The sequence below is a fragment of the Hymenobacter wooponensis genome (assembly GCF_004745865.1).
Taxonomy (GTDB): domain Bacteria; phylum Bacteroidota; class Bacteroidia; order Cytophagales; family Hymenobacteraceae; genus Hymenobacter; species Hymenobacter wooponensis.
In genome coordinates, this window is record NZ_SRKZ01000012.1 from 12,489 (window position 1) to 36,888 (window position 24,400).

Here is a 24,400-nt window from a genome sequence, read left to right on the forward strand (position 1 = left end):
GTAAGCCCTTCCGTTTGCCAGATGAAAATGTTATTTCACCAACTGCTCAATCAGCATAATCATAATGTGGATGGCCTTAATATGGACCTCCTGAATACGGTCGGCGTAGCCAGCGTGGGGCACCCTAATTTCCACGTCGCTGATGGCAGCGAGCTTGCCGCCATCTTTGCCCGTAAGGCTTACCACTTTCATACCGGCCGCCTTGGCTGCTTCAGCTGCATTCAGAATGTTGGGCGAGTTGCCGCTGGTGCTGATAGCGAGCAGCACGTCGCCGGGGCGGCCGAGGGCTTCCACAAAGCGGCTGAACACGTAATCGTAGCCGAAGTCGTTGGCTACGCAACTCATGTGCGAGGCTTCGGTAAGGGCAATAGCGGCCAAAGCACGTCGGTTCTGACGGTAGCGGCCAGAAAGTTCTTCGGCAAAATGCTGGGCATCGCAAAGGCTACCCCCGTTGCCACAGGTTAAGATTTTACCATTCTCGTTTAGCGAGTCGGCCATCAGCCGAGCCGCCTGCGCAATGGCTTGCAGGTTGGCGGGTTCCTGCAGAAATCGGTCAAGGACGGCGCGAGCTTCCGTAAGCTCGGCCTGGATCAGGTCGGTAAGCAGTTCAGACACGAGTGAAATTTAGGTCAGTGGCTGGCCCGAGGGGTCATAAGGGGTAGTGGAGGGCGGGGTAGTAGGCGCTACGTAGCCATCCGGGATGATGGTGGTGCCAGTACGAGTACCGGTGCCAGGGGCACGGTCAGTAAGGCGTTGCTGCTCCATCTGCTGGTCATACAAACGGGCTTTCAGCTCATTGATTTTGCTTTCGCGGGCTGTCACCTCCCGGCGCAGCATTACACTGTCCAGGTTCTCGGTGATGAGCTGCAGGCCTAGCAGAACTACCGCCACAATAAACAAAGTAAAGAACAGCGACTCGGGCGTACCGGCCATGTTAGCGAAGGAGTTGCGCACGGCTGGGCTGAGCAGTATCAGCAGGCCCAGTAGCAGGAACACCATCACCAGAATTGTAACCAGACGTTTGATAGCAAGCATGGATTTCAGAGACTAAGGAGGGAAAACAAGGCTATAGTACGCAGAAGCGCAGTTGACGGACTAAATATAGCGTTTTACTACTGCTTATTAGTTTGGCTACTGTTGAGCTGCGCCAAGCTGTGGCTTGCTTTCTTACTGTGGGACTACACCAACGCGGCGTTGGTCGTCTGCATCAAGCTGAGGCGTTTGTAGAGCCCTCCCTCATGGCGAATAAGCTCCTCGTGGGTGCCGCGCTCCACAATGCGGCCGTGCTGCAGCACCACAATCTCATCGGCGTGCTGCACAGTGCTCAGGCGGTGGGCAATTACCAGTGAGGTGCGGTTCTGCATGAGGCGCGTTAGGGCTTCTTGCACGAGCTTTTCACTTTCCGTATCGAGGGCGGAGGTAGCTTCATCCAGGATCAGAATAGGCGGATTGCGCAAAATGGCGCGGGCAATGCTCAGGCGCTGGCGCTGCCCACCCGAGAGCCGGGAGCCCCGGTCGCCGATAATGGTCTGATAGCCCTCAGGAGTAGCCGTAATAAAATCGTGGGCGTTTGCAATGCGGGCTGCCTCTATAACTTCCGATTCCGTGGCTTGGGTGTTGAAGCGAATGTTATTGAAGATGGTGTCATTGAACAGGATGCTCTCCTGGGTTACAATGCCCATTTGGTCTCGAACGGAGTGAATGGTGCAGTCGCGCACATCGTGTCCATCAATCAACATCTGGCCGCCAGTAGGGTCATAAAAGCGAGGCAGCAGGTCAGCTAGGGTGCTCTTGCCGCCGCCACTTGGGCCCACTAGCGCTACTGTTTTACCCTTCTCAATGGTGAGGTTGATATCCTGCAGTACCGGAGTATCGCCATAGGCAAATTGGAGGTTGCGTAGCTCAATTTGCTGCTCAAAGGGTGGCAGCACTTCGGCATTGGGCTTGTCGCGAATAATGGACTCGGTATCGATAATGCTTAGTACCCGCTCACCAGCTACTAGACCACGCTGGATGTTGCCAAACGACGACGACAGGGCCTTGGCCGGCGTAAGTACCTGCGAGAACAGAATCACGTAACCAATAAAGGTTTCGCCGTTTAAGCTCGACTGGCCACCCAGAATCAGGGTTCCTCCAAAGTACAGCAACCCAGCTACCACCGAAACCCCGGCAAACTCCGAGAATGGTGAGGCTAGGTCGCGGGTGTTATCAATAGCCCGAGAGGTACGGGCGTACTGGTTGTTCTGGTCCTCAAACTTGCCCTTGATATAATCTTGAGCATTGAAAGCTTTAATCACCCGAATGCCGCCCAGCGTTTCATCAATCACGGAAAGCATAGTGCCAAGAGTGCTCTGGCTCTGCTTGGCCTGCGTGCGCAGTCGTTTGGCTACCCCCGCAATTACGCCGCCCGATATAGGCAGTAGAATGAGCGTGAAGAGCGTAAGCGGCACTGAAATGTGGAATAGCACCACGAAGTAGGCCACTATAGTTAGGGGCTCTTTAATGACGGCCGTCATGGTATTCACCACCGACGTTTCTACTTCCTGCACGTCGCTGGTAAAGCGCGACATCAGGTCGCCTTTGCGCTCATTGCTGAAGAAACTTAACTGTAGACCTATAATGCGGTGGTAGAGGTCGTGGCGCAGGTTCTGGATAACGCGGGCGCGTACTTTGGCCAGGAGCCGCAAGCTCAAGTAGCGGAATACATTGCTCAGCAGCACTGACATTACTACTACTATGCACACGAAAGCCAAGGCTCCCAGCTTTCCCCGAGCAGCCAGCACATCGGCAAAGAAATAATTAAAGGTATCCGTGACCCACTGAATGGTTGGGCGGAAGGAAGGTAGTTGCTCTGGCGCCTGCAGCGGTACTTTATCGGTCTTATCAAACAGCACCTTCAGCAGCGGAATGATAAGCGTGAAGTTGCCGATGCTGAAAAAGATGGTCAACACCGTGTACAACAGGTACTGCGGTAAGAAAGCGGCCCAGGGCCGCGCGTATTGCAAAATGCGGAGGTAGGTCTTCATCGGAAGCGGCAAAGGTAGCGCATTCCGGGCGGCACCGGTTCTGGCTAGGCCAGTACCTATTGTATACGCTGTCATAGACACAAGTAAAAAGAGTCGGCCTTCTCAGATCAGAAGGCCGACTCTTTTTACTTGTGTCTATGACAGTGGAAAGCAACTCTACTCTTTGCTAAACATTGCAACTATCTCAATTTGCCCCATTATATGCCGATTAAACTCAGCTAGTTCTTCAGCAGGTACCCATAGCTCATCGTGTTCCGGACCGCCCACGTTCTGCACCGGAAACAGGTTGGCATAGTCAGCCTCCACGGCAAACCGCAGCACGTATCCCACGCCGTAGTATGGCACGTTCCAGTCGCGGGCAATTTGTGTGGCGTAGGCCACATTTGTCACCGGGTAGAAGAAAGGCTGCTCCGGCAGGCGCGGCGGAAACTCGAGCCACCCAGAAGCTGCAATCAGATCTAACTCTTGCTGATTAACTGGGCGGTAGAGTATGGTAGCCAGTGGTTCGTGGCGCATAAAGTGAAATAGTAAAAGAGTAGAATAGCAAGTTGTCAGCAGCACATCGTGAGAAGATGCATAGCTCTGCTTACAATAGCGTATTACTTAACTTATTGGGGCAAAAACCTACTGGCCTAGAACTCGTGCAAACGCTGGGCTATGTTCCAACGCAGGGCCACTGAAGCCAGAACTCCGCCATCGGCGGTGAAGTAGGGCACTGGCTGATCGAGGGTGCGGTGGCGGTAGATAAGCTTACCATCCAGCCACAAGTTATGAGCAGCTTGGTAGCTGGCCGTGAAGTCGCCGTGGAACAGGTAGGAGGTTACGCCTGAGCCAACCTTGTACCCATATTCCTGAGAGCGGCTAGTGTAGGGCAGATTGGGGTTTGAGCCGAAGTTCTGACCGTTAGGGTCTAGGCCTTGCTTTACATAGAAGCCTTTGGCAATCACATTCAGGCGGGGCAGGGGCTGATAGCTGACAATACCAATCAGCTCCCACAGGTTAGCTCCCATGGGATGTGCCAACGGCTGCTGGTAGTGCTGGTAGTTGCGGAACTTATCTTCATGCTCATACATGAAGGGGCGGATGAAGTTGAATTCCCCTTGGATGTCCAGGTTGCGGATGCCCGCCACGTTGATGTACTTGCCACCGAGCTGAATGCCCTGCTTGTTGGCCCACCACCCATTGCCAGACCGAATCTCACTGAGCACAAACTCATCAAGCACCAGTTGACCGTAAAGCTGCACTTGCCGCTTAATATTCCACTTGAAGTCTAGGCCTAGCAGAGCGTTATCCTCGGAGCCGGTACCTTGTTCTACGGCCCGGTAGAAGATGATGGGGTTAAGGTATTGCAGCTCAAAACCGCGGCGGCGGGGCTGCACCACCTGCTGCTGCACACCACCTCTAGTTACCAAAATAGTGTCGTTGGTAGCTGAGTAGCCGCTGTATACCACGCTTTCAAACACACCCACATTTAAATTGGGTAGTACATCAAAGCTCAGGTGGTGGAACGCGAGATACTTCCGGTCGTAGGAGGCATCCACGTTCGGGGCGTCGGCCGTCATTTGAGCAAACAGGTTCTCGTAGTGGAATTTCCACACCCGCGTGTTCACCTTCAGAAACAGATATGGGGCCGCGTAATCCGAGAGAATCAAGCTACGGTAACCGTTGCCAATCTGGTTACGGTCGTGGCCTAGCTGCAGACTGATGTGTTTGCTGGCGGCATAGGTGAGGTAGCCCCGCGCTGAGAGAAAGTCATACTGGCCCGTAGCCGTTTTGAAAGGCTTCCAGAATCCTTCGTGCGGCACTGCTTTGTCGCGCTCAATACGATCTTGCACGTATTGCGGCACGGCCATCTGGTTATCGGCCAGAAAAGTATAGAAGCCCAGGCGCTGATCAATGGTGCCCTCTACCTGCACGCCGCGGGTATTCAGAAAGCTATAGCTTTTCACGCCGTCGTTGTTGCCCAAGCTCAGGCCCAACACCGGGTTTACGCGCAGTGAGAAGTTGGGCAGCTCCAAGCTGTATAAGTCGGAGTGCCGCTCATAGAAGTGCTTGAGAATGGGCTGAGGCCGCAGGTTGGTTGCTGAATCCAGCTTGGCATCGTGCCAATTGTCGCGCAGCAAATAGCGGATGTTGAAGCGGTCTTGGCGAGAAAGGCCAGCCGTTGAATCCTGCAGAACGCGCTCGGCCAGGCGGGCTACTGCCGCGCGGGTATAAGGGCGTATAGACGTATGGATGTCGCCTAGTGAGTCGGAGCCATACTGAATGGCATACCGATCAATCAGCCGATAAATATCAGCGTCGAGGGGCACGTAGGTGGTGCCCATAGTGGTTTTGGCTGGCTCATCACTGCCAATGTTCCAGGCGGCCGACTTTTCAGGGCGGGGTTCCTGGGGTGGTTTATCGTAGGTCAGCCAGTTGCCCTGGCCATCAGTAGGACGGGTGGTGGGGGTATCCTGAGCTACGGCCGGTGCCGCCAGCAGGCTCGTCAGACCCAGAAAAAGGAGGTAGGATTTTCTCATAAGCAGAGCCCTTTACGCCGAAACTGACGAGCGGGTCGGCAAACCTACGCAGGATCAGCAAGAGTGGAATGAGGACCCAACGAATGACGCTAGAAAAATCGTCTGCTAGTGGCCTAGGAAAGCACCACAACCTATCGGGTACTTACCTTTGAGTTATGCCCATGCGCCTGCTCCGCCACCACGAAATCGACTTAGCTGCCTGGGATGCTTGCGTTGGCTCGGCCAGAGAAGTAGTGCCCTACGCGCTTTCCTGGTGGCTACAAGCCACCGCAGGCCGCTGGGATGCGCTGATTGATATAGACGACAGCACGGGCAGTTATCTAGGCCTATGGCCCTTACCTGTAAAGCGCCGCTGGTGGGGCCGCGAAGTTTATCAGCCACCTTTCACGCAGCAATTAGGGAGCTTATCTACAGCTGGCATGAGTTGGTTAGTGATGGAGGAAATGCTGCTGCCCCACTACGTGCGCTTCTATACCCAGCTAAACGATGCCAATGAGCTGCCGCCCATGCCGGAGAGTGAGCCTAGCATCCGGCACCAGTTGCGCTACACGTATCATCTGCCTCTCGGGGTGGCCTACGATGTGCTGCGGGCTGGTTACACGGCTGATTACCGGCGCCGGCTACGGCTCAACGAAGCGGCTGCTGCCCCATTGCTCGTTACGCAAACGCAAGACGTGCACTCCTTGCTGGCGCTATTCCGAGCTACTAAGGGAACTGCCGCCGGCCTGAAAACTCGGCATTACCGCATGCTAGGCCAGTTAGCGGCCGAGCTGCAGGCTCGGCAACTGCTGGAGCTTGTGGAAGTGCGCCATCCGCAAACAAAAGAACTCTTGGCTGGCGCTTTGTTTGTGAAGTACCGGACCAAGCTGATTTACCTATTTGCAGCAGCTTCAGTGAGTGGGCGGAAAGCCGGCGCGCCGCTGCTGCTGCTCGACCACCAAATACGGCAACATGCCGGCACCCTCAATCTTATTCTGGACTTCGAAGGAGGAATGATACCCTCAATTGCCCGTTTTTTTGCCAATTTCGGGGCCTCACCCGTACCCTACACGGTCCTATCATTCACCTCCCAACGACCCTGGTATCTCTCATGGATGCGCTGAAGCCTACTTCCTCCGACTCTCAAGCTACTAAGGGCGCCCTGTCCGAACCCAGCCGCGTCCACATTGTGTGCGCTGAGCCCTCCGTTGCCAATCATTTTCTGGCCGAACTACGTGACGTAACCGTGCAGCAAGATTCGCTGCGTTTCCGCCGCAACCTGCAGCGTCTCGGCGAAATCATGGCCTACCGTATCAGCTCCCAGCTGAGCTATACCGATAAAACAGTGAAGACGCCGCTTGGGGAATCCAGCAGCAAACACCTGCACGATTTTCCTGTGTTGGCTACGGTGCTGCGGGCCGGCCTCCCGTTCCACCAAGGCTTCCTGAATTACTTTGACCAGTCGCCTTCTGCTTTTGCGGCGGCCTACCGCATTGAGGGTACGGCCCAGGTGCAAGTGCAGGTAGATTATCTGTCGGCTCCTAGTTTGGATGAGCGCGTACTGATTCTTGCCGACCCCATGCTGGCCTCCGGTAAGTCATTGGTGCAAACGTACCGGGCCATGCTCCGCTTTGGTACGCCCCGCCAGGTGCACATTGCCGCCGTTATTGCCAGTCCCCAGGGCGTAGAGTACGTGACCCGCGAGATTCCGGAAGCCAATCTGTGGGTCGCTGCCATCGACGACCATCTCAACGACCAGGCCTACATCGTGCCCGGTCTCGGCGACGCCGGCGACTTATCGTACGGCAGCAAGCTCTAGACCACCCCGCCACCTGCGGCCAGCAGATAGGACAGGAAAGGGTAAGGTATTTGCGGGGCTGTTGCGTCATGTAGTAAAGGCAACATATTGGTAACTAATGTGGGCCAACCAGACCGTACGAAGAGTAGTTGTCTAGAAAGCAACGTTTTCTTGCCTGTGCGCATTTTCAAGAGTACTAGGTAGTTTCAGTCAGCATCAGTGGTTCCTGTTTTCGTAAAATACGCGTCGGTTTTCCTGCTCAGCATGTTCAAGTTTGTGGCGGGCCCTGTGGCAGGTATTGCCGCTGGCTTGCCTATGGCCTTGGTGTGGGGGCTCTCGGTAACGGGTATGATGACAACCGTGGTTATTATATCCGGAGTAGGGCAGGCCTGGGCGTTGCACCAGCGCCGCAAGCGGGAGCAGAAGGGTAAACCGCTTTTCAGCCGCAAGAGCCGCGTTATTGTGCGTATTTACCGGCGCTTTGGCATTGTAGGCATTGCCTTTCTGACCCCCATTTTGTTTAGTCCTATTGGCGGCACCGTCATTGCCACCCAGCTTCACGTGCCGCGTTGGCGCATCCTGGTGCACATGCTCTGGAGTGCCGTGCTCTGGGGTGGTGCGCTAACCATGCTCGCTATCCGCTTCAGTCACCTACCCATCTTCGATCATTATCGGTAGAGAATAGGCAGCGTAGGCCAGTGCATTGAGTAGAAGCCGGGTATCCTCTCGTTAAAAGCCACGAAAGCACAAAGCCCTTACCTCCAGCGCGGATGTAAGGGCTTTGTGCTTTCGTGGCTTGCTTTGGTCAGCGTCTTCGCAAGGAAAACAGGCCTAGGGCTTTCACTATTTGCTCCGGCGGCTGCGGGCGCGGCCCTGAGCGGCGCGGAAGGCTTTGGAGGAAGGGGAGGACGCTTTGCCCTTAGACGGGTTGGCTTTATTGCCCTTCTGGCTGCGGTTGGGGCCTACGGCAAACTCCCGGCCGGTGCGCTTGTCAATGGTAACACCAGGCTTAATCCACTCTTTCCGCTCGTGGAAGGCACCCTGGAAATTGGGGTCTTCGCGCTTGCGGCGCTCATCCTTTTCGCGGTCCATGCTCTGTTGCTCCTCAAAGGGAGTGGGCACTACTTCTACTTCGGGCGGCAAGGGCAACAACGGGATTTCCTGCCGAATCAGCTCGGCAATCTTCTCCATATGGTGCATTTCGGCCTCGTTGGCGAAGGTAATGGCCGCGCCAGTATGCTGAGCCCGGCCCGTGCGCCCAATGCGGTGCACGTAGTCATCGTACACCAGCGGCACGTCGAAATTGATTACGTGGCTCACTTCGGGCACGTCAATGCCGCGGGCCGCTACGTCCGTTGTTACCAAGAACCGCACCTCACCACCCTTAAAGGCCTCCATGGCATTAATGCGCACGTTCTGGCCTTTGTTGCCGTGGATGGTACGCACTTCCCCGTGGGCCTTGCGCTTCAGGAAGTTCGAGACGTTCTCGGCGTGTTGCTTGGTGCGCGTAAAGATCATCACCCGGCTGAAGGTGTCCCAGTCGAGGAATAGGTACTCCAGCAGGTTAATCTTCGTGACGAGGTTAGGCACCTCGTATAGGCTTTGCGACACGTTTTGGGCCGAGGTAGCGGCCGGCGTTACTTCTACCCGCACCGGAAATTCCAGGAACTCCTCGCTCAGCGTCGTCACCTTATCCGGCATGGTAGCCGAGAACAGCACGTTCTGGCGCTTGCGCGGAATCACCTCCAGCAACCGGCGGATCTGGGGCATGAAGCCCATGTCCATCATCTTGTCGGCCTCATCCAGCACCAAGGTCTTGAGCTCCTTCAGCACTAGGTCACCTTTCAAGTACAGCTCCATCAGGCGGCCAGGCGTGGCAATTAAAATGTCCACGCCCTTAGCAATGGTCTCGATCTGCGTTTTGGGGCCTAGGCCACCATATATGGCGAAAATGCGCAGGTCGGTGTATGCTGCCAGCTTCTTGAGGTGGGCTTCCAGCTGCATGGCCAGTTCCCGGGTGGGGGCCATGATTAGCGCGCGAGGGTGGGTGCCCTGGGCATATTTCACCTTCATCAGCAGCGGCAACCCAAACGCCGCCGTTTTGCCAGTGCCGGTCTGGGCAATGCCCAGCACGTCGTGGCCAGCCAGCAGCAGCGGAATGGTTTGCTCCTGCACGGGGGTGGGGTGCTCAAAGCCCGCCTCGGCCACGGCCGTGAGGAGTTGCTTGTTGAGCTTGAAATCGGCAAAAGTGAGCGGCTGCGGCGTATCTGACATGACAAAAGGGTATTACAAAGCGCAAAGGTACGGGGAATACAGGCGGCAAGCTTTGTGTAGTAGTAAATACGGCTCGCCGGCATCCCCAGTAAAGCATGTTTTGCTGGCTCTTCACCTAAACAGGCCTAGCCTAATTTTTCTGCTGGCTGAGGGCGGGTAAAATTAGTGGCCGCCAAGAATGCTTGGTGAAGACTAACAGTGAATTACGATTTAGATTCAAAAAAACTCGCGCATTCTTTTGCAAAGTAGGAGCTACCGGCTACTTTTGTCGCTCCAATACCCAACACGGTAGGTATAGCTCAGCTGGTTAGAGCGTCGGATTGTGATTCCGAAGGTCGTGGGTTCGAGCCCCATTACTTACCCACCCAAAAAGGCCTCTGCTGCACGGTAGAGGCCTTTTTATTTAACTGCCACCCACGCATCGGGCTCTTTTTCGTGTGTCTTCGGAAGGATTTGGATATTTGTGGTGTTGCAGCGCAGAAGTGTCTTGCATGAATCACCTTTTATCCCTCTGACTTATGAGTCTGGTTGTTATCGGAACTGTGGCTTTTGATGCCCTGGAAACACCATTCGGCAAAACCGACAAGATTGTTGGTGGTGCTGCTACCTACATTGGCCTCTCGGCCAGCTACTCCGTGAAGCCTGTGAAGGTGGTAGCCGTAGTAGGTGATGACTTCCCCCAGTCGGACATTCTACTGCTGGAAGAGCATGGCGTTGATACCGAAGGCCTGCAGATCAAGCAAGGCGAGAAGTCGTTCTTCTGGTCGGGGAAGTACTCCAACGATCTGAACTCACGCGAGACGCTCGTTACCGAACTCAACGTACTGGCTGATTTCGACCCTGTTATTCCCGACTCCTACCAGGATTGCAAATACCTGATGCTGGGCAACCTCACGCCTCAGATTCAGCGTCTCGTAATTCAGCGCCTCGTAAACCGCCCCAAGCTCATCGTGATGGACACAATGAACTTCTGGATGGATGTGGCCCTCGAAGATCTAAAAACGACCATTGAAATGGTGGACGTGCTCAGCATCAATGATGAGGAGGCTCGTCAGCTTTCCGGCGTGCACTCACTCGTGAAAGCTGCCAAAATCATTCAGGCCATGGGCCCAAAGTACCTCATCATCAAAAAAGGTGAGCATGGTGCCCTGCTCTTCCACAAGAACAAGGTGTTCTATGCGCCTGCTTTGCCCCTAGAAGAAGTATTCGACCCCACCGGTGCCGGTGATACTTTCGCGGGTGGCTTCATCGGCTACCTCGCCGCCACCGACGATATCAGCTTCGACAACATGAAGCGCGCTGTAATTCATGGTTCGGCCATGGCTTCGTTCTGCGTAGAGAAGTTTGGCACCGAGCGCCTGCTGAACCTTTCTCAGGAGGAAATTGAAGCCCGCGAGCAGCAGTTTGCTGACTTGGTAGCGGTGGTGCCTGCTACGGCAGTGCAGAACGTGTAAGCGTCGTTTTACTGGCTTGTGTGCCCCTTCGGTTCTGGGTTATCCAGAGGCGGAGGGGCATTTGCTTTTAAACAACCTTCTGCATGCCAATGGGGTAAAAGAGAGAAGATTCCTCACCCTTTAGCCTCTACTGTCATGTCTAAGCATAAAAAAGAGAATCCAGCTTCGAATCAAAAAAGTAACTCTGTGATGGGCCCCGACGCCCTGCAGCATGCTCCATCGGTAGACCCTGACACCCGCAGAAACTCTGGCGGTACTCAGGTACAAAACGACAACCAGAACGGCCTCAATGAAGCGGGCAACCACACGAGAAACAACGCCCCCGGTGGTGGCGACAGTGAAAAGGAGCGGACTACGCAGGCCAACAAGCCCCGCCACAATCCAAACCCAAGCCAGCAAAACCGGAAATAGCTTCTGCTTTATCTACTAAAAAGGCCCTTCCAACTCGTTGGAAGGGCTTTTTTTTACTATTAGTGCAACCTAAGGAATAACGCTCAACCGAACCACTCGGGTATCTACGTCTCCTTTATCGAAGAAATCCTGCTCAAATAAGATGGTCTTGTTATCGAGCCAGCGCGGATTAGTGCATCCCCATTCCGTTTGTCGCTCCCAGAGCAAGCGCAGACTACTGCCTTCCGCCGACCAGAGCTGTAGGCCGCTCGGCTCGAAGCGGGCCAATACATCGGAGTTGCCGCACACAAAATGGCGCCCATCGGGAGAAATAACGGGCGGTGCCATGAGCTGAGTTTTGCGGCCCGTGCGCTGGTCAACCAGCATGTAATAGCCGCCCTCATAGAGGTGTGCTGATACAAGCCACTGCTTAATTTCCGGCAGGCTGGCTACGAACTCGTAGGCCACATTGTGCTCATTTTCAACAGGGTTGTTGATGAGCTTTACTTCAGTGCCGGTGGCTGGGCGGAGGCGTAATGCCCGCCCGGTGCGTTGCACGCGGGCTCCGGCCTGCGTTATACGGCGCTTTTCCTCTACCGTAAAATCCAGGAAGGCCTCCTCTTCCTCAGCAGAAGTGGGCTTTGGAGTTAGCCACGTGGGGCTTTCAAGCTTTTCATAGACTGGCCTAGCGGCCGGATAAATGCGCAGCACCCGGCCCGGCACCTGCACAATAGTGTCGAGGTGATCGAGGCGGTAGATACGAGGCGGCTTAGGCGGCTTGGGCAACGGCGGCATAGCAGTTACTGCTGGCCGTTGCTTCTCCGCTGGCTGCATCCTGATGGAGCACGCCGGCAGTACAACGGCCAGGGGCAGAACTTTTGCGACGGTGCGCAGCCGAAACATGACGGTTTTCAACGAAAACGGCGGTACGTAAAGAGAAATCGAATAGCGGGAAATAAGCCGTGGGAAAAATTTCAAGGGGTAGGGGAGAGCAAACACGCGGCGTGGGAAGCGAAGCTGCTCTCCCCCAATCTTAAAAATCTTGTTTCAGCCACTGCCGGAAGCTGGTCTGTTGCTCGGGCGTAGCAGCAGGAAGCTTCTCAATGCTGAATTTTTGCCAGAAACGGTGGCCAGGCTCTGCTATGAGCGGTACCGTAACCAAGCGGTTTTGCCGGAACACTGTCACTTCATGCTGTGGGGCCCCATCACTGAGTAGGCTATGAAGGTTCATGGCTACCCGGCGGCCATTTACGGCCACAATTTCGTCATCAACGGTGAGGGCCAACGCCGCCGGGGCATCGGGTAGAATATCCGTTACCTCGGTGCGCTCGTTCTTCACTACCGTCCGAAAACCATAGATTCCTTCCGAAGCAGAGGGGTTTTCCTCAATCAGGAGGCGGCAGCCTACAAAGCTTAGTACGCGGTTCAGCGGTTCCTCAAGCGGAGCAGTACCATAAATGAACTTGTCAAAATAGGCCTGCATATCACGGCCGGCTACTTCCTTCACAATCCGGCTGTAGTCTTCCTCAGTGTAGCCCACTCCAGTTTGTCCAAACTCCGTCCACAGGCGGCGCATCACATCATCGAGGCTGCGCTTATGGTTCGAGAGCTGACGAATGGTTAAATCTAGTAATAGCGCCACCAGCGCCCCCTTGTGGTATACTGATACTTTGCGGTCGGGTATGCCAGGCTTATAGCCATCCAGCCACAGGTCCATGCTGGCATCGGCTACTGATAGGTGGTAGCGGCCATAGTCATCATAGTGCTTGCGCAACACCGTGTTGAGCTCCTGGAAGTACTGCTCTGCGGTGCGCACCCCTGCACGGGCCAGTAGATATTCGCCGTAATAGGTGGTAATGCCTTCCGCAATGAAGCACGTCCGGAAGTAGTTTTCCCGGGCGTAATCATAGGGCTGCATTTCCAAGGGCCGAATGCTCTTGATATTCCAGGCATGGAAGAGTTCGTGGCAGCTTACGCCTAGTAGCTCCTTGTATAAGCCCTCCGTCATCAGCAGTTCAGCTGGGCCAAGCACAATAACGGTAGAGTTAAGATGCTCTACCCCATGGTAGTGCTTGTAGGGCAGAATCTGGTTCAGGAAATGGTAATCACTAGCTGGGAACCCCCCAAACATTGTGAGCTGCTCCTGTGAGAAAGCACGGAAGTCAGCTACCAGTCTAGGCCAGTCGACGGGGCATTCGCCTTGAATCCAGATGTAGAAGGGAATGCCCTCTACCTCATAGTTGCGGTACTGTAGCGTAGGGCTGGCAATGAGGGGAGAGTCGGCGAGGTGGTCAAAGTTCTGGGCTTGTAATGTATTAGGCCCGCTTTGAGGCAGGCCACAGGAAAGCTGCCAGCCTTCGGGCAAGTCTAGGGCCAGCTGGCACGGCTCCTGCTGGCGGCCCTCAATGTACATGAGCGCCTGCACTGGGTTCAGGTAGAGCTGGGTTTCATCGAGCCAGGAGCCCCCAGCGTCCATCTGGTGGGCGAAAAAATTGTAACGCACTCGTACGGTGCGGCCCGCTGCATTCGTGACCTGCCAACGGTCCTTCGTGATTTTGCGCGTTACTAATACCTCACTCGAAGCCGCGTCTTCAATGACAACATGCTGTAGCTTCTGGGCAAAATTTTGAAGCTCATATCGGCCCGGTCGCCACGCCGGGAGTTGCAGTTCCAGGGCCTGGGTAGCGTCGGCAGCCACCTCAAAGGTCATTTGTATCTGCAGGTAGAAGGTAAGCGGGTTCTCGAAGGAAGCGTAATAATGGATCATGGAAGCGCGAAACGGCAACTGCCGGTAAACCTGACGTAAAGCTACGAATTGCAAGGTGGTAAGCCCGGCTTTTCATACGCGTATCCGCAGAAAGCAGTGTAGCCTTGTGCCTACATGATGTAAAAGCCATTTCGGAGCAGAACAGGAAAAACCACGGTGAACCGTTGTCTTTTCCGATTCATCCTCTTACCTTTGCCGGCCTTACCTGTCACTGAGTCACTTAACAATACCATGAAACGTACTTTTCAGCCTTCGCAGCGCAAGCGCCGCAACAAGCACGGTTTCCGCTCACGCATGGAAACCGCAAACGGCCGCAGCGTAATTGCCCGTCGTCGTGCCAAAGGCCGCAAGCGCCTGACCGTATCCGACGAAGGTCGTCATAAGCGCTAAGCCGCTGACGGCCTCCGCCGCACCGCTCCTGACGATGAATTCTACGCCGGGCGCGCGCTCCTATTCGTTTCCGAAAGAAGAACACTTGTGCCGCAAGAAGCTCATTGACGAGCTCTTCGGTCGGGGTTCTTCTTTTGGTTTATACCCCCTTCGCATAGTGTGGCTGCCTACGCCGGAGCCCACAACCGTGCCACCCCAGGTGCTAGTGAGCGTAAGCAAGCGCAACTTTAAGCGCGCCGTCGACCGCAATTACTTTAAGCGTCTCATGCGGGAGGCCTACCGTCTCAACAAATATCGGCTGCTAGAGGCGGAGGGCGGGCACCGCGTAGGCCAGTTAGCAATTATCTATACCGGTAAGGAAAAAAAGCCTTTCACGCTGGTCGAAAAAAAATTAATTTCAGGGCTAGAGCGTTTGCTGATGGATGCCCCTCCAACATCTGGGATGGCGTCTCCTTCGTAGGATAGATCTCTGCTGCCCCGTCTATGCGTAAAAAATCCTTGGCTGCTGCCGCACTGCTCGGCGGTGCAGCCCTACTCGTATCCTTCCGCTCGGCCTCCGAGAACGAGCGGTATTTCGAAATTGCTAAAAACCTCGACATTTTCGCCACCTTGTTTCGGGAGGTGAATACCTATTATGTCGATGAAATACCGCCGGCAAAAATGGTGAAGACGGGAATTGACGCGATGCTAAAATCGCTCGACCCCTACACCAACTACATCCCGGAGGACGATATTGAGGACTTCCGCACCATGACTACTGGCCAGTACGGCGGTATTGGGGCAATTGTGGTGAAGCGCAACGGTAAAACCGTAGTGCAAGCTGCCTACGAAGGCTATCCGGCTCAGAAAGCAGGCCTACTACCCGGCGACGAGATTCTGAGTATCAATGGTGTGGCCGTTGATAAAAAGACCAATTCCGATATCAGCAAGCTGCTGAAGGGGCAGGCCAACTCTCAGGTAAAACTGCTCGTGACTCGCTACGGTCAGGAAGCCCCCGCCGAAATCGTTATTACTCGTGATAAGATTCAGGTGGAGAACGTGCCTTACTACGGCATGCTGACCCCTGAAATCGGTTACTTCCAACTTTCAGGCTTTACGGTTGATGCAGGTAAGGAAGTTCGGTTGGCTGTGTCTAAGCTAAAAGAGCAAGGCGCCAAAAAGCTGGTGTTTGATATTCGTGATAACCCCGGGGGCCTACTAAACGAGTCGGTTAACATTGCCAACCTGTTCGTAGATAAGGGACTCGATATTGTAAGTACCAAGGGTAAGGTTACGGAGTGGAACAAGACCTATAAGGCTCTGGATGCCCCCCTGGATACGCAAATGCCCATGGTGATTATTACTTCCAACCGCTCAGCCTCGGCTTCCGAAATTGTATCGGGCGTGTTGCAGGACTACGACCGTGCCGTATTGGTAGGGGAGCGGACCTTCGGCAAAGGGTTAGTGCAGGCCACGCGCCCACTGAGCTATAACTCGCAGCTGAAAGTAACCACGGCTAAATACTACATCCCGAGCGGCCGTTGCATCCAGGAAATCGACTACAGCCACCGGGCCGATGATGGTACGCTAGGCAAGGTGCCAGATTCTCTGCGCACTTCCTTCAAAACTCAAGCTGGCCGCACGGTATATGATGGTGGTGGGGTAGCACCCGATGTGGAGGTGCAGGACCGCGAAATTGCTGACATCACGCGGGTACTGTTGCAAAAGAGCTACCTCTTCGACTACGCTACCCGCTTCCGGGCTGAGCACGCCACTATCTCCCCGGCCCGTCAGTTCGCCTTATCCGACGCCGATTACCAGAAGTTCGTTGATTACCTGAAGAACAAGGATATCAACTACAGCACTGATGCAGAGAAGGCGTTAGCTGACCTCACCAAAAAGGTGAAGGACGAAAAACACTACGACGACGTGAAGACCGAGCTGGAAGCTATGCGCCGCAAGGTTTCCACCAACAAAAGCAACGACTTAATGCGCTTCAAGCCCGAAATCAAGGAGCTGCTGGAGCAGGAAATCGTGTCGCGTTACTACTTCCAGAAAGGCAGCGTAGAAGCCACCTTCGACGACGACCCCAACATTCTGATGGCCATGAACGTGCTCAACGATCAGTCGCGCTACGCGGCTTTGTTGAAGCCCGGTACTGTAGAAGCCAAAACTCGACCCGAAGCCAAGCGTAGCACGGCCGGAGGTAAATAAGGAGCCAAGAATTGTAGAACAGAAAAGCAGCCTCATATTGGGGCTGCTTTTCTGTTTGATATAGTTTTTATGAAGGATTTAGCTTTACGAGTGAAGCATTGGCAAGTGTTCCTATTTCTATTGGCTCCCCATGTTGCATCATGGTACATTACTGATGTGTCAATAGATAGGACAGTAGGCCTAGTGAGTTTACTCTGTCTCCTGACGTGGTTGGTATCGTTGGTTATTTCAATAAGTCAGATAAGACCTGATTTGAGCGGTTACAATGTGAACCGATTCTTGATCAATGCTTTCGTGGTAGTCACTGCATGGGCGTATAGTGCCATAAGCGAAGACCCCAACTTTTACATTTCGGCCAACCACTGGAAGGCCTCTGGGCCAGGAGCATTAATATTCTTTTACTGCGTCTTCGCTTACCTGCATATCCATTGGTTTCCAGCGTCACTGCTAAAAGCAACTGAAACAGGCCTACGCCCTGATATTAGCCAAGGCATAGTAGGGTTCTTATTGTGCTTCTTCTGGCCCATAGGCGTATAGGTAATTCAGCCCCGATTAAATAAACTGTGGGAGGATCAGCAGTGGGAGCAGCAGACTATTCAACGCTTAGGCACCAGTGAAGAAATGTCACTGTAGATGCTTCCGCATAGCAACAGTACCTTTGCTCTATGTCTACGTTGCTGCTTTCCCTTGAAACCTCATCTCCTGTTTGTTCTGTTGCCCTGCACCGAGTGGCCGATGGAAGCCTCGTAGGCCAGTCGGAACTGCGGCTGGAGAAGTCGCATTCTTCTCACTTGAGCGTGCTGATTAGCCAGTTACTCGAAAATAGCGGGCATGCTTTGCAAGATTTGGCGGCCGTGGCTTTATCAGATGGACCAGGCTCTTACACTGGCCTACGCATTGGCGCCGCCGCAGGCAAAGGTTTGTGTTACGCCCTGGATATTCCATTACTGGCTGTAAGCACGCTACAAAGCTTAGCATATCAGGTAGCTACTACCACCGCTTGGCCGGAGCAGTTTCTGTATTGCCCCATGCTGGATGCACGACGGATGGAAGTGTACGGCGCTGTATACACGCACACTGGCGAAGAAGTACTGGCCCCCACGCCGCTCCTGTTAGATGCCGATACTCTGGCCGAACAAATGGCCCACCATCGGTTGTTATTCTTTGGCAGTGGGGCGGCAAAGTTTCAGCCGCTTCTCGCAACTACTGCGCAAGCGGGCTTTCTAACTGGGGTGGTACCTTCTGCGGTTGCGGTAGGAGCCCTCGGAGTAGGGGCCTACCAGCGCCAGGAGTTCCGGGATGTGGCCTACTACGAGCCCTTCTACCTTAAAGAAGTATACACCACAACGCCTAAAGCCAAGTAAGCCTAATCACTAGGCACCTTTGCGCAACTGGCCTCGCTTTTACAACATCGCCCAAAACTGCCCGCTCTCAGCAGGTATTGCATCATGGAAGAAATCATCAACCGCGTAGCGCAAAGCGCTCTTACCTCGCTCAATCTGGAGGAGCTGTTGCACCCCGGTGAGCGGGTGGTGTACGATATTAAAGACAACTTATTCCACGGTCTTATCCTGCGCGAAAAGGACTTCCGGGAATTCATTAAAACACACGACTGGGCTCAGTACGACGGTAAGAACGTCGCCATTGTTTGCTCAGCCGATGCCATTGTACCCACATGGGCTTACATGCTATTAGCTACTAAGCTGCAGGGCCACGCTCACCGCTACGTCTTCGGCAACCTAGAGGCGCTGGAGCAGGAGCTGTTCCACGAAGCCATTGCTAAGATTGACGCGGAGGAGTATCGCGACGCAAAAGTGGTAGTGAAAGGCTGTGGCTCTATTCCGGTACCCACTTACGCCTATGTAGCCATCATGCAGAAGCTCTTGCCAGTGGCCGCTAGCGTTATGTACGGCGAGCCTTGCAGCACCGTACCCCTCTACAAGCGGCCCAAAGTGGCCTAGCGCGGAATCACCCGAATAACCACCCGTCATCCTGAAGCTCAACGCAGGAGCTGGTTACGTAAGAGCAGCATAGGCCAGAGAAAACTGGTCTAGGAGTTCCGCTCTCACAGGCCAGAATCTGCTATTGACTCACGATGACGGGTGTTTTTCTTCATATTTAGGCCAAAATCAACCTGCATGCCATCAGAAGCCCCCGCCACATCCTACAAAATCAGCGTCCTCACGGGTATTGCCATTGTGGTGGCCAGCATGGTAGGAACGGGGGTATTTACCAGCCTGGGGTTTCAGGTGTTGGGTATTCAAAGTGGCTTTGCCCTACTGATGTTGTGGGCGGTAGGTGGTGTTATTGCCCTCTGCGGTGCCCTCTGCTACGGCGAGCTGGCCGCTGCCATGCCCCGCTCAGGCGGTGAGTATCATTACCTTTCCCAAATCTATCACCCGGTTCTGGGCTTTTTATCGGGGTGGGTATCTGCTACAGTGGGGTTTGCGGCTCCTACTGCGTTGGCCGCCATGGCGCTGGGGAAGTACACGCAAAGCGTGTGGCCTAGCGTATCGCCCATGGTGCTTTCTGTCGGCGTTGTTTTCGCTCTGACAGTAGTACACGCGCTAAGCCGCCAAGTGGGGAGCCGCTTGCAGGTAGTGATTACCTCTGTGAAGGTAGTAGTGCTGGTAGCCTTTATTGGGGCGGGACTAGTAGTAGCCACGCCGCAGCCGCTGGCGTTTCTGCCGCACACATCTTCCGACTGGCACCAACTACTTAGCCCAGCTTTTGCTATCTCATTAATCTATGTCTCCTACGCTTACTCGGGCTGGAACGCGGCGGTGTACCTCACTGGGGAAGTGCAAAACCCCCAGCGTAACCTGCCCCGAATTTTGCTGATTGGCACCGCCATTGTGCTTTGCCTATACGTGGGCCTCAACTTCGTCTTTCTGTATTCTACTCCCATTTCTAAGCTAGCGGGGCAGGTAGAAGTAGGATTTGTGGCGGCTACCACCTTGTTTGGGATAGGGGTGGGCCGGCTGATGGGCGCCGTTATTGCCGTGCTGCTGGTTTCTACCATTAGCTCCATGATTTTTGCTGGCCCTCGGATTGTGCAGGTGATGGGGGAGGATTTAGCTCCCCTGCGGCCCCTGGCTCAGGTAAGCCGCCAAGGAATTCCGGTGCGAGCCATGCTTTTTCAGCTGGCCCTCACCCTGTTATTTATTGTATCGGCCACGTTTGAGGCGGTGTTGGTTTATGCTGGGTTTATCCTGAGCTTGTTCACCTTCCTCACGGTGCTAGGCCTGTTTGTGCTGCGGGTGCGCCGCCCCAATCTGCCGCGGCCCTACCGTACGTGGGGGTACCCCATCACGCCTCTGCTCTTCTTAGGCCTCAACGGCTGGACGCTGTGGTTCCTGGCTCACGATAAACCCCTGGAAACCTGCTACGGGCTGCTCACCCTGGCGGCGGGCCTCATCATCTACTTCTTAGGCCAGTGGGCTACGCATCGGTTCGTAGGGTTGGGCCGTACGTGAGTTTATTTCTGCACATGTATGGAAGCTAGCCCTCAGCCTACTAGTCCCGGCTGGCGCCTCCGGGCATACAGCATCATCTTTGAGTCAGATACGCCAGCCGGCCGCACATTTGATATTGTGCTGCTATGTGCTATTCTCCTGAGTGTACTAGCGGTAATGCTGGAGAGTGTGCACCGTATTAACTCATTGTATGGGCCTACTTTACGGGCAATAGAGTGGGTATTTACCGTGCTCTTCCTTATAGAGTATGTCGCTCGTTTAATAGTAGTGCGTAGGCCACTCACGTACGCTTTGAGCCTACTAGGAATTATCGACTTTCTATCGGTAGTGCCCACGCTCATCAGCTTGGCGTTAGCCGGAAGTCAGTACCTGCTCGTTATCCGGACGCTTCGACTCCTGCGGGTTTTCCGGATTTTCAAGCTAGGCCAGTTTGTGGGAGAAGGAGAGTTTATCGTCCGGGCACTTAAAGCCAGTCGGTTCAAAATACTAGTGTTCCTCACCGCTGTGCTCACTTTAGTTATTGTCATCGGTACGCTCATGTACGTGGTAGAAGGGGGGCAAAACGGGTTTACCAGCATTCCGCAAAGTATTTACTGGGCCATTGTAACCCTTACCACAGTCGGGTATGGTGATATCTCTCCGGTTACTGTGCTAGGAAGAACGTTGGCTTCTATCCTCATGATTTTAGGTTACGCCATTATTGCCGTACCCACCGGGATAGTATCAGCGCAAATGGCTACCCCGTCGGCGGCGGCTCCTCCCGCCTATAAGCAGGTTATCTGCCACGTGTGCCAGGCCACCGACCATAAGCCCGAAGCGGAATACTGCTGGCGCTGCGGCGAGAAGCTCTAGTGGTGGCCGCGTATAGCGGAGCTACAACGGTTTGTTTACTTTCGCCCTCCGCACCTTCCTTTCAATCTCATGCGTTTCCACGTTGTCCGGCTGCTCTTGCCGGTTTTCCTGGCCGCTTTGGCCGCTTGCTCTGATCAGAACAAAACAGCTCAGGTTGAGCAGACCAGCCGTAGGCCAGTTGCCGCTGATACCGCCTCTGCACCGGCGCCACCCATTACGCCGGCAGCTCCAAAAGTCACTCCCGAGCAAGATGTAGCCTCTTATCTCGCTGGTATGCCCGTTAGCGCTGGCAGCGAACTACAGTCCCTTACAGCCCAACCCGCCTGGCAGGCCTTTTCCGCCGATGCCAATAAGAGCTGGAATAAGTACGACTCTACCCGCACCGTCAAAATTGAACGCTGGGCTTCCAAGGAGCTAGATTCCGTGCGTGTCGCCAGCCCTACGGTGTTTTATCCGTTCAGTGGCCCCGACTTTCTCAACGTCACTACAATGTTTCCTGGCAGTAGCCGGTACATTCTTATTGGGCTAGAGTCAGTGGGCGCCCTCCCGCCACAAACCACGCTGCAAAACCCCAAGTTGTTCCCAGCCCTCAAGGCTTCTCTGTGGTCGGTGCTTAACTTCAGCTTCTTCCGCACCAACGACATGGCCGTTGACCTGAACGGTAAAAAGACGGACAGCACCTGGATTGCCAAGCGGAAGCAGCAAATGGGAGTGAAGCCAGCGAAGGAAGTCACCATTGATGGAGTGCTACCGCTCCTAATGCTATTCGCAGCCCGTACTGAGCATCAGGTAACCGCCGTGCGCTACATCCAGCTAAATGCCGAAGGCCAAGTACTAGAAGCTGACACCGCCACAATCCGCAAGCCCGGTATAAAAGTGGTGCCTGGCGTAGAGGTGACACTAAAGGCGAAAGATGGCCAAGAGAAATCAGTTGTTTATTTCTCCGCCGACCTCAGCGACTGGAAGCTGGGCATCACGAAAGAAGCCGTATTGAAGTACGTGCGCACGCTCGGCCCGCTGACCACCTACGTGAAGTCGGCCACTTACCTGATGCACAAGAGCTACTTCAGCAAAGTCCGGAACCTAGTTCTCGACCGAAGCAATTTCATCCTGCAAGATGATTCCGGTATTGCCATGAAGTATTTCCCCGCCGCCAACTGGCAGTTCACGTACTACGGGACCTACAAGCGGCCGATAAACTTGTTCGCCAAGCAATATCAGCCAGCCCTCACTGCTGCCTACACCGATTCTACCAACCCGCCTAGGCCACTTCCCTTTGGTACCGGCTACAACTGGCGCCAGACCGATTCTAACCTGTTGCTGGCCCGGCGTGCTAAGCCGTTAGCTGAATAAGAAAACATCACGCGAGTTATAAGATAGCCATGCCACCCCGCATGGCTATTTTTATGTTCTCCTTTATAGTAATAGGAGAGGGGGGAAGTCGTACAAGCAGGTATAGCTTCCATACTCCTATAGTTAAGGTAGAAGTAAACCCAGTCTGTCATGGCCTACCCGATGCGGCTTTTCACTTTCCTATCGTGCCTGCTGCTAAGCAGTGAGCCACCAACCAGTTCCCCAAGCCCACCGCCCCCGGAGCCAACCCGCTTTGCCAATAGTCGCCTCTTGGATAGTTTGCTTCGTGCCGATTCACGCCTACTGCCAGTAGTGGAGCGCGCCGCTGAGTACGAGCTCCAAATTATCTACACCCAAATCAATCGTGATGCGCAGAATGCTCCCCACTTTGTTCAGCACGACTTTCGGCTCGATGCCCGGCAGTATTTCAATCCCGCAAGTCTGGTCAAGCTTCCTACCGTTGCTTTATCACTCGAAAAGCTGAACCAGCTCCATGTAGAAGGCCTTACGCGCCGCACTCCTATGGCCACTGGCACCGCGCATAGCTGTCAAACCGCTGCTCCTTATGTAGTATCTCCAGACTCGGATAAGGTAAACACTGTTGGCAACTACATTAAACGGATGCTGCTGGTCAGCGACAACCAAGCATATAATCGGCTCTATGAGTTTCTAGGCCAGGGGCTGCTTAACCAACGGCTTCAGCAGTTGGGGTACCGCAATGCCCGCATCGTACGGCGCTTTGCCCCCTGCGACACCGCTGGCAACCGCTACACCAATCCCATCAGCTTCCGCGACGCTCAAACTAGCCAGATAGTTTACCAACAGTCAGCAGCAGTAAATCGACAATTCTTATCTGCTCCACTGGGTAGAGTCACGAAAGGCAGAGCTTACCAAGCCGGTGGCCGCATTATTCAGCAGCCGTATGATTTCACTACCGCTAATTATCTACCCCTCGAAGACATAACGAACATCCTTCGCGCTATTCTATTCCCGGAAGCTACCCCCGCAAATCAGCGTTTTCAGCTAACTCCTACTGATTATGCCTTCCTACGTTATTATTTGCACCAGACTCCGCATGACTCAGGCTACAGCCTATACCAGTCCTCCCGCTATTTTGATGCCTACAAGAAGTATCTATATTATGGGCGCAGCCCAAAAGCTGTAGCGCAACCGGGGCTACATATATATAATGTAGTAGGCATGTCGCACGGCTACTTAGCCGACGTGGCTTACTTCGCCGACTCAACCCGCCACACCGAGTTTCTCTTAAGCGCCGTGTTATATGTCAACAAGGATGGGGTTATTAATGACGGTAACTACGAATATGAATCAGTAGGCCTACCCTTTCTCGCTGCACTAGGTCAACAAATCCAGCAGTACGAAGCAAAAAGGAGCCGCACATACCCAGCAAAACTGGATGAGTGGTTTCAAAAGGACGTCATCAAATAGGGCATGAGAGGAGCTAACCCTAACTTGCTATAAGGAGATAGGCTAGTTATTCGATTTTTTTCACCTTTCGTGAACTTACTGGCCTACGTAAGTAGTTATGCCACAGCCTACGGGAAGAAACAGGAGACTAAGCTAGTCTTACAGCCTCTAAAAAATTCTCCTATAGGCTTGCAAAAGCGAAAGAGAACCCTGACTTTTGCACTCCCAAATCGAACGGAGGCGGGCTACGAACGAGGCGAAAAGAAAGTTGCGCGGCGCACTAGGAAAAGTAGAACCTCTCTGCGTACCTTTGCACCCCGCTTCAACCGGAAGCGCCACCGCAAACGAGTCGACGAAAAATTTTTTCTCTGCTTGCTTGTTAGTTCGAAAAAGCTTCTTACCTTTGCACCCCGCTTGAGACCAGAAAGTGGCCTAGGGCGCGGGAAACGAAGAAAGCGAAAAAGTTTTTTGCTCTCGGAGTTGCAAAAGCGAAGAAAC

Annotated in this window: 22 protein-coding genes and 1 tRNA gene; 15 read left to right on the forward strand and 8 right to left on the reverse strand. The window is 54.1% G+C overall.

Annotation, left to right across the window (positions count from 1 at the left end):
- Positions 1 to 30 precede the first annotated feature (30 nt).
- The 5 genes from lpcA to EU557_RS24980 form a co-directional block, all read right to left on the reverse strand.
- Positions 31 to 615, reverse strand: coding sequence for a D-sedoheptulose 7-phosphate isomerase (lpcA, locus tag EU557_RS24960; RefSeq protein ID WP_245326384.1), 585 nt, complete (start codon positions 613 to 615; stop codon positions 31 to 33).
- A 9-nt stretch (positions 616 to 624) separates the two neighbouring features.
- Complete coding sequence (locus EU557_RS24965; RefSeq protein WP_135533157.1) at positions 625 to 1,035, reverse strand: hypothetical protein; 411 nt, start codon at positions 1,033 to 1,035, stop codon at positions 625 to 627.
- 143 nt (positions 1,036 to 1,178) lie between these two features.
- Positions 1,179 to 3,026 (reverse strand): ABC transporter ATP-binding protein, encoded by a 1,848-nt coding sequence (locus tag EU557_RS24970; protein ID WP_135533158.1) that lies wholly within the window; start codon positions 3,024 to 3,026, stop codon positions 1,179 to 1,181.
- Between the two features lie 156 nt (positions 3,027 to 3,182).
- Entirely contained in the window at positions 3,183 to 3,542 is a 360-nt protein-coding gene (locus EU557_RS24975) for a hypothetical protein (RefSeq protein WP_135533159.1), read from the reverse strand.
- Between the two features lie 116 nt (positions 3,543 to 3,658).
- Positions 3,659 to 5,548 carry a hypothetical protein gene (locus tag EU557_RS24980; RefSeq protein ID WP_135533160.1) on the reverse strand — a complete coding sequence of 630 codons (1,890 nt, stop codon included), beginning with the start codon at positions 5,546 to 5,548 and terminating at the stop codon, positions 3,659 to 3,661.
- A 161-nt stretch (positions 5,549 to 5,709) separates the two neighbouring features.
- Here EU557_RS24980 and EU557_RS24985 point away from each other — a divergent pair, with 161 nt between their 5' ends.
- From EU557_RS24985 to EU557_RS24995, 3 genes are all read left to right on the forward strand, one after another.
- A complete protein-coding gene (locus EU557_RS24985) occupies positions 5,710 to 6,651 on the forward strand; it encodes a GNAT family N-acetyltransferase (RefSeq protein WP_167855360.1) in 942 nt (313 codons plus the stop codon).
- Positions 6,639 to 7,346, forward strand: coding sequence for a uracil phosphoribosyltransferase (gene upp / locus EU557_RS24990; protein WP_135533162.1), 708 nt, complete (start codon positions 6,639 to 6,641; stop codon positions 7,344 to 7,346). Before EU557_RS24985 ends, upp begins: the two co-directional genes overlap by 13 nt.
- A gap of 243 nt (positions 7,347 to 7,589) precedes the next feature.
- Entirely contained in the window at positions 7,590 to 8,003 is a 414-nt protein-coding gene (locus EU557_RS24995) for a hypothetical protein (protein ID WP_167855361.1), read from the forward strand.
- A 165-nt stretch (positions 8,004 to 8,168) separates the two neighbouring features.
- On the opposite strand, the gene EU557_RS25000 is transcribed toward EU557_RS24995, so the two are convergent.
- A complete protein-coding gene (locus tag EU557_RS25000) occupies positions 8,169 to 9,599 on the reverse strand; it encodes a DEAD/DEAH box helicase (protein WP_135533164.1) in 1,431 nt (476 codons plus the stop codon).
- Between the two features lie 288 nt (positions 9,600 to 9,887).
- Between EU557_RS25000 and EU557_RS25005 the strand changes: the two genes are divergently transcribed.
- The 3 genes from EU557_RS25005 to EU557_RS25015 all read left to right on the forward strand — a co-directional run bounded on the left by EU557_RS25005 (position 9,888) and on the right by EU557_RS25015 (position 11,464).
- Positions 9,888 to 9,961, forward strand: a tRNA-His gene (locus tag EU557_RS25005).
- A gap of 156 nt (positions 9,962 to 10,117) precedes the next feature.
- Positions 10,118 to 11,053 (forward strand): PfkB family carbohydrate kinase, encoded by a 936-nt coding sequence (locus tag EU557_RS25010; protein WP_135533165.1) that lies wholly within the window; start codon positions 10,118 to 10,120, stop codon positions 11,051 to 11,053.
- A 135-nt stretch (positions 11,054 to 11,188) separates the two neighbouring features.
- Positions 11,189 to 11,464 carry a hypothetical protein gene (locus tag EU557_RS25015; protein ID WP_135533166.1) on the forward strand — a complete coding sequence of 92 codons (276 nt, stop codon included), beginning with the start codon at positions 11,189 to 11,191 and terminating at the stop codon, positions 11,462 to 11,464.
- Positions 11,465 to 11,533: 69 nt separating this feature from the next.
- On the opposite strand, the gene EU557_RS25020 is transcribed toward EU557_RS25015, so the two are convergent.
- Together EU557_RS25020 and EU557_RS25025 are read right to left on the reverse strand one after the other, a co-directional pair.
- Positions 11,534 to 12,421 carry a TolB-like translocation protein gene (locus EU557_RS25020; RefSeq protein ID WP_135533167.1) on the reverse strand — a complete coding sequence of 296 codons (888 nt, stop codon included), beginning with the start codon at positions 12,419 to 12,421 and terminating at the stop codon, positions 11,534 to 11,536.
- 55 nt (positions 12,422 to 12,476) lie between these two features.
- Positions 12,477 to 14,210: a M61 family metallopeptidase gene (locus EU557_RS25025; RefSeq protein WP_135533168.1), complete on the reverse strand. Its 1,734-nt coding sequence runs from the start codon at positions 14,208 to 14,210 to the stop codon at positions 12,477 to 12,479.
- A gap of 231 nt (positions 14,211 to 14,441) precedes the next feature.
- Here EU557_RS25025 and rpmH point away from each other — a divergent pair, with 231 nt between their 5' ends.
- The 9 genes from rpmH to EU557_RS25070 all read left to right on the forward strand — a co-directional run bounded on the left by rpmH (position 14,442) and on the right by EU557_RS25070 (position 23,923).
- The gene (gene rpmH / locus EU557_RS25030; protein WP_045689549.1) at positions 14,442 to 14,600 is read left to right on the forward strand and encodes a 50S ribosomal protein L34; all 159 of its coding nucleotides are present in this window, start codon (positions 14,442 to 14,444) and stop codon (positions 14,598 to 14,600) included.
- Between the two features lie 34 nt (positions 14,601 to 14,634).
- Positions 14,635 to 15,060: a ribonuclease P protein component gene (locus EU557_RS25035; RefSeq protein WP_135533169.1), complete on the forward strand. Its 426-nt coding sequence runs from the start codon at positions 14,635 to 14,637 to the stop codon at positions 15,058 to 15,060.
- Positions 15,061 to 15,083: 23 nt separating this feature from the next.
- Complete coding sequence (locus EU557_RS25040; RefSeq protein WP_135533170.1) at positions 15,084 to 16,793, forward strand: S41 family peptidase; 1,710 nt, start codon at positions 15,084 to 15,086, stop codon at positions 16,791 to 16,793.
- 665 nt (positions 16,794 to 17,458) lie between these two features.
- Complete coding sequence (gene tsaB, locus EU557_RS25045; RefSeq protein WP_135533171.1) at positions 17,459 to 18,157, forward strand: tRNA (adenosine(37)-N6)-threonylcarbamoyltransferase complex dimerization subunit type 1 TsaB; 699 nt, start codon at positions 17,459 to 17,461, stop codon at positions 18,155 to 18,157.
- A gap of 84 nt (positions 18,158 to 18,241) precedes the next feature.
- The gene (locus EU557_RS25050) at positions 18,242 to 18,754 is read left to right on the forward strand and encodes a DUF2480 family protein (RefSeq protein ID WP_135533172.1); all 513 of its coding nucleotides are present in this window, start codon (positions 18,242 to 18,244) and stop codon (positions 18,752 to 18,754) included.
- Between the two features lie 177 nt (positions 18,755 to 18,931).
- Positions 18,932 to 20,269: an APC family permease gene (locus EU557_RS25055; RefSeq protein WP_135533173.1), complete on the forward strand. Its 1,338-nt coding sequence runs from the start codon at positions 18,932 to 18,934 to the stop codon at positions 20,267 to 20,269.
- Positions 20,270 to 20,287: 18 nt separating this feature from the next.
- Complete coding sequence (locus tag EU557_RS25060; RefSeq protein ID WP_135533174.1) at positions 20,288 to 21,121, forward strand: ion transporter; 834 nt, start codon at positions 20,288 to 20,290, stop codon at positions 21,119 to 21,121.
- Between the two features lie 69 nt (positions 21,122 to 21,190).
- Entirely contained in the window at positions 21,191 to 22,474 is a 1,284-nt protein-coding gene (locus EU557_RS25065; RefSeq protein WP_135533175.1) for a hypothetical protein, read from the forward strand.
- A gap of 270 nt (positions 22,475 to 22,744) precedes the next feature.
- On the forward strand, positions 22,745 to 23,923 hold the full coding sequence (locus EU557_RS25070) for a serine hydrolase (RefSeq protein ID WP_167855362.1): 1,179 nt from the start codon (positions 22,745 to 22,747) through the stop codon (positions 23,921 to 23,923).
- Positions 23,924 to 24,400 lie beyond the last annotated feature (477 nt).

Coding starts and splice junctions, on each gene's coding strand:
- EU557_RS24965 (WP_135533157.1), bottom strand. CDS start 1,035: ATGCTTGCTATCAAACGTCTGGTTACAATTCTGGTGATGGTGTTCCTG.
- EU557_RS24970 (WP_135533158.1), bottom strand. CDS start 3,026: ATGAAGACCTACCTCCGCATTTTGCAATACGCGCGGCCCTGGGCCGCT.
- EU557_RS24975 (WP_135533159.1), bottom strand. CDS start 3,542: ATGCGCCACGAACCACTGGCTACCATACTCTACCGCCCAGTTAATCAG.
- EU557_RS24980 (WP_135533160.1), bottom strand. CDS start 5,548: ATGAGAAAATCCTACCTCCTTTTTCTGGGTCTGACGAGCCTGCTGGCG.
- EU557_RS24985 (WP_167855360.1), top strand. CDS start 5,710: ATGCGCCTGCTCCGCCACCACGAAATCGACTTAGCTGCCTGGGATGCT.
- upp (WP_135533162.1), top strand. CDS start 6,639: ATGGATGCGCTGAAGCCTACTTCCTCCGACTCTCAAGCTACTAAGGGC.
- EU557_RS24995 (WP_167855361.1), top strand. CDS start 7,590: ATGTTCAAGTTTGTGGCGGGCCCTGTGGCAGGTATTGCCGCTGGCTTG.
- EU557_RS25000 (WP_135533164.1), bottom strand. CDS start 9,599: ATGTCAGATACGCCGCAGCCGCTCACTTTTGCCGATTTCAAGCTCAAC.
- EU557_RS25010 (WP_135533165.1), top strand. CDS start 10,118: ATGAGTCTGGTTGTTATCGGAACTGTGGCTTTTGATGCCCTGGAAACA.
- EU557_RS25015 (WP_135533166.1), top strand. CDS start 11,189: ATGTCTAAGCATAAAAAAGAGAATCCAGCTTCGAATCAAAAAAGTAAC.
- EU557_RS25025 (WP_135533168.1), bottom strand. CDS start 14,210: ATGATCCATTATTACGCTTCCTTCGAGAACCCGCTTACCTTCTACCTG.
- rpmH (WP_045689549.1), top strand. CDS start 14,442: ATGAAACGTACTTTTCAGCCTTCGCAGCGCAAGCGCCGCAACAAGCAC.
- EU557_RS25035 (WP_135533169.1), top strand. CDS start 14,635: ATGAATTCTACGCCGGGCGCGCGCTCCTATTCGTTTCCGAAAGAAGAA.
- EU557_RS25040 (WP_135533170.1), top strand. CDS start 15,084: ATGCGTAAAAAATCCTTGGCTGCTGCCGCACTGCTCGGCGGTGCAGCC.
- tsaB (WP_135533171.1), top strand. CDS start 17,459: ATGTCTACGTTGCTGCTTTCCCTTGAAACCTCATCTCCTGTTTGTTCT.
- EU557_RS25050 (WP_135533172.1), top strand. CDS start 18,242: ATGGAAGAAATCATCAACCGCGTAGCGCAAAGCGCTCTTACCTCGCTC.
- EU557_RS25055 (WP_135533173.1), top strand. CDS start 18,932: ATGCCATCAGAAGCCCCCGCCACATCCTACAAAATCAGCGTCCTCACG.
- EU557_RS25060 (WP_135533174.1), top strand. CDS start 20,288: ATGGAAGCTAGCCCTCAGCCTACTAGTCCCGGCTGGCGCCTCCGGGCA.
- EU557_RS25065 (WP_135533175.1), top strand. CDS start 21,191: ATGCGTTTCCACGTTGTCCGGCTGCTCTTGCCGGTTTTCCTGGCCGCT.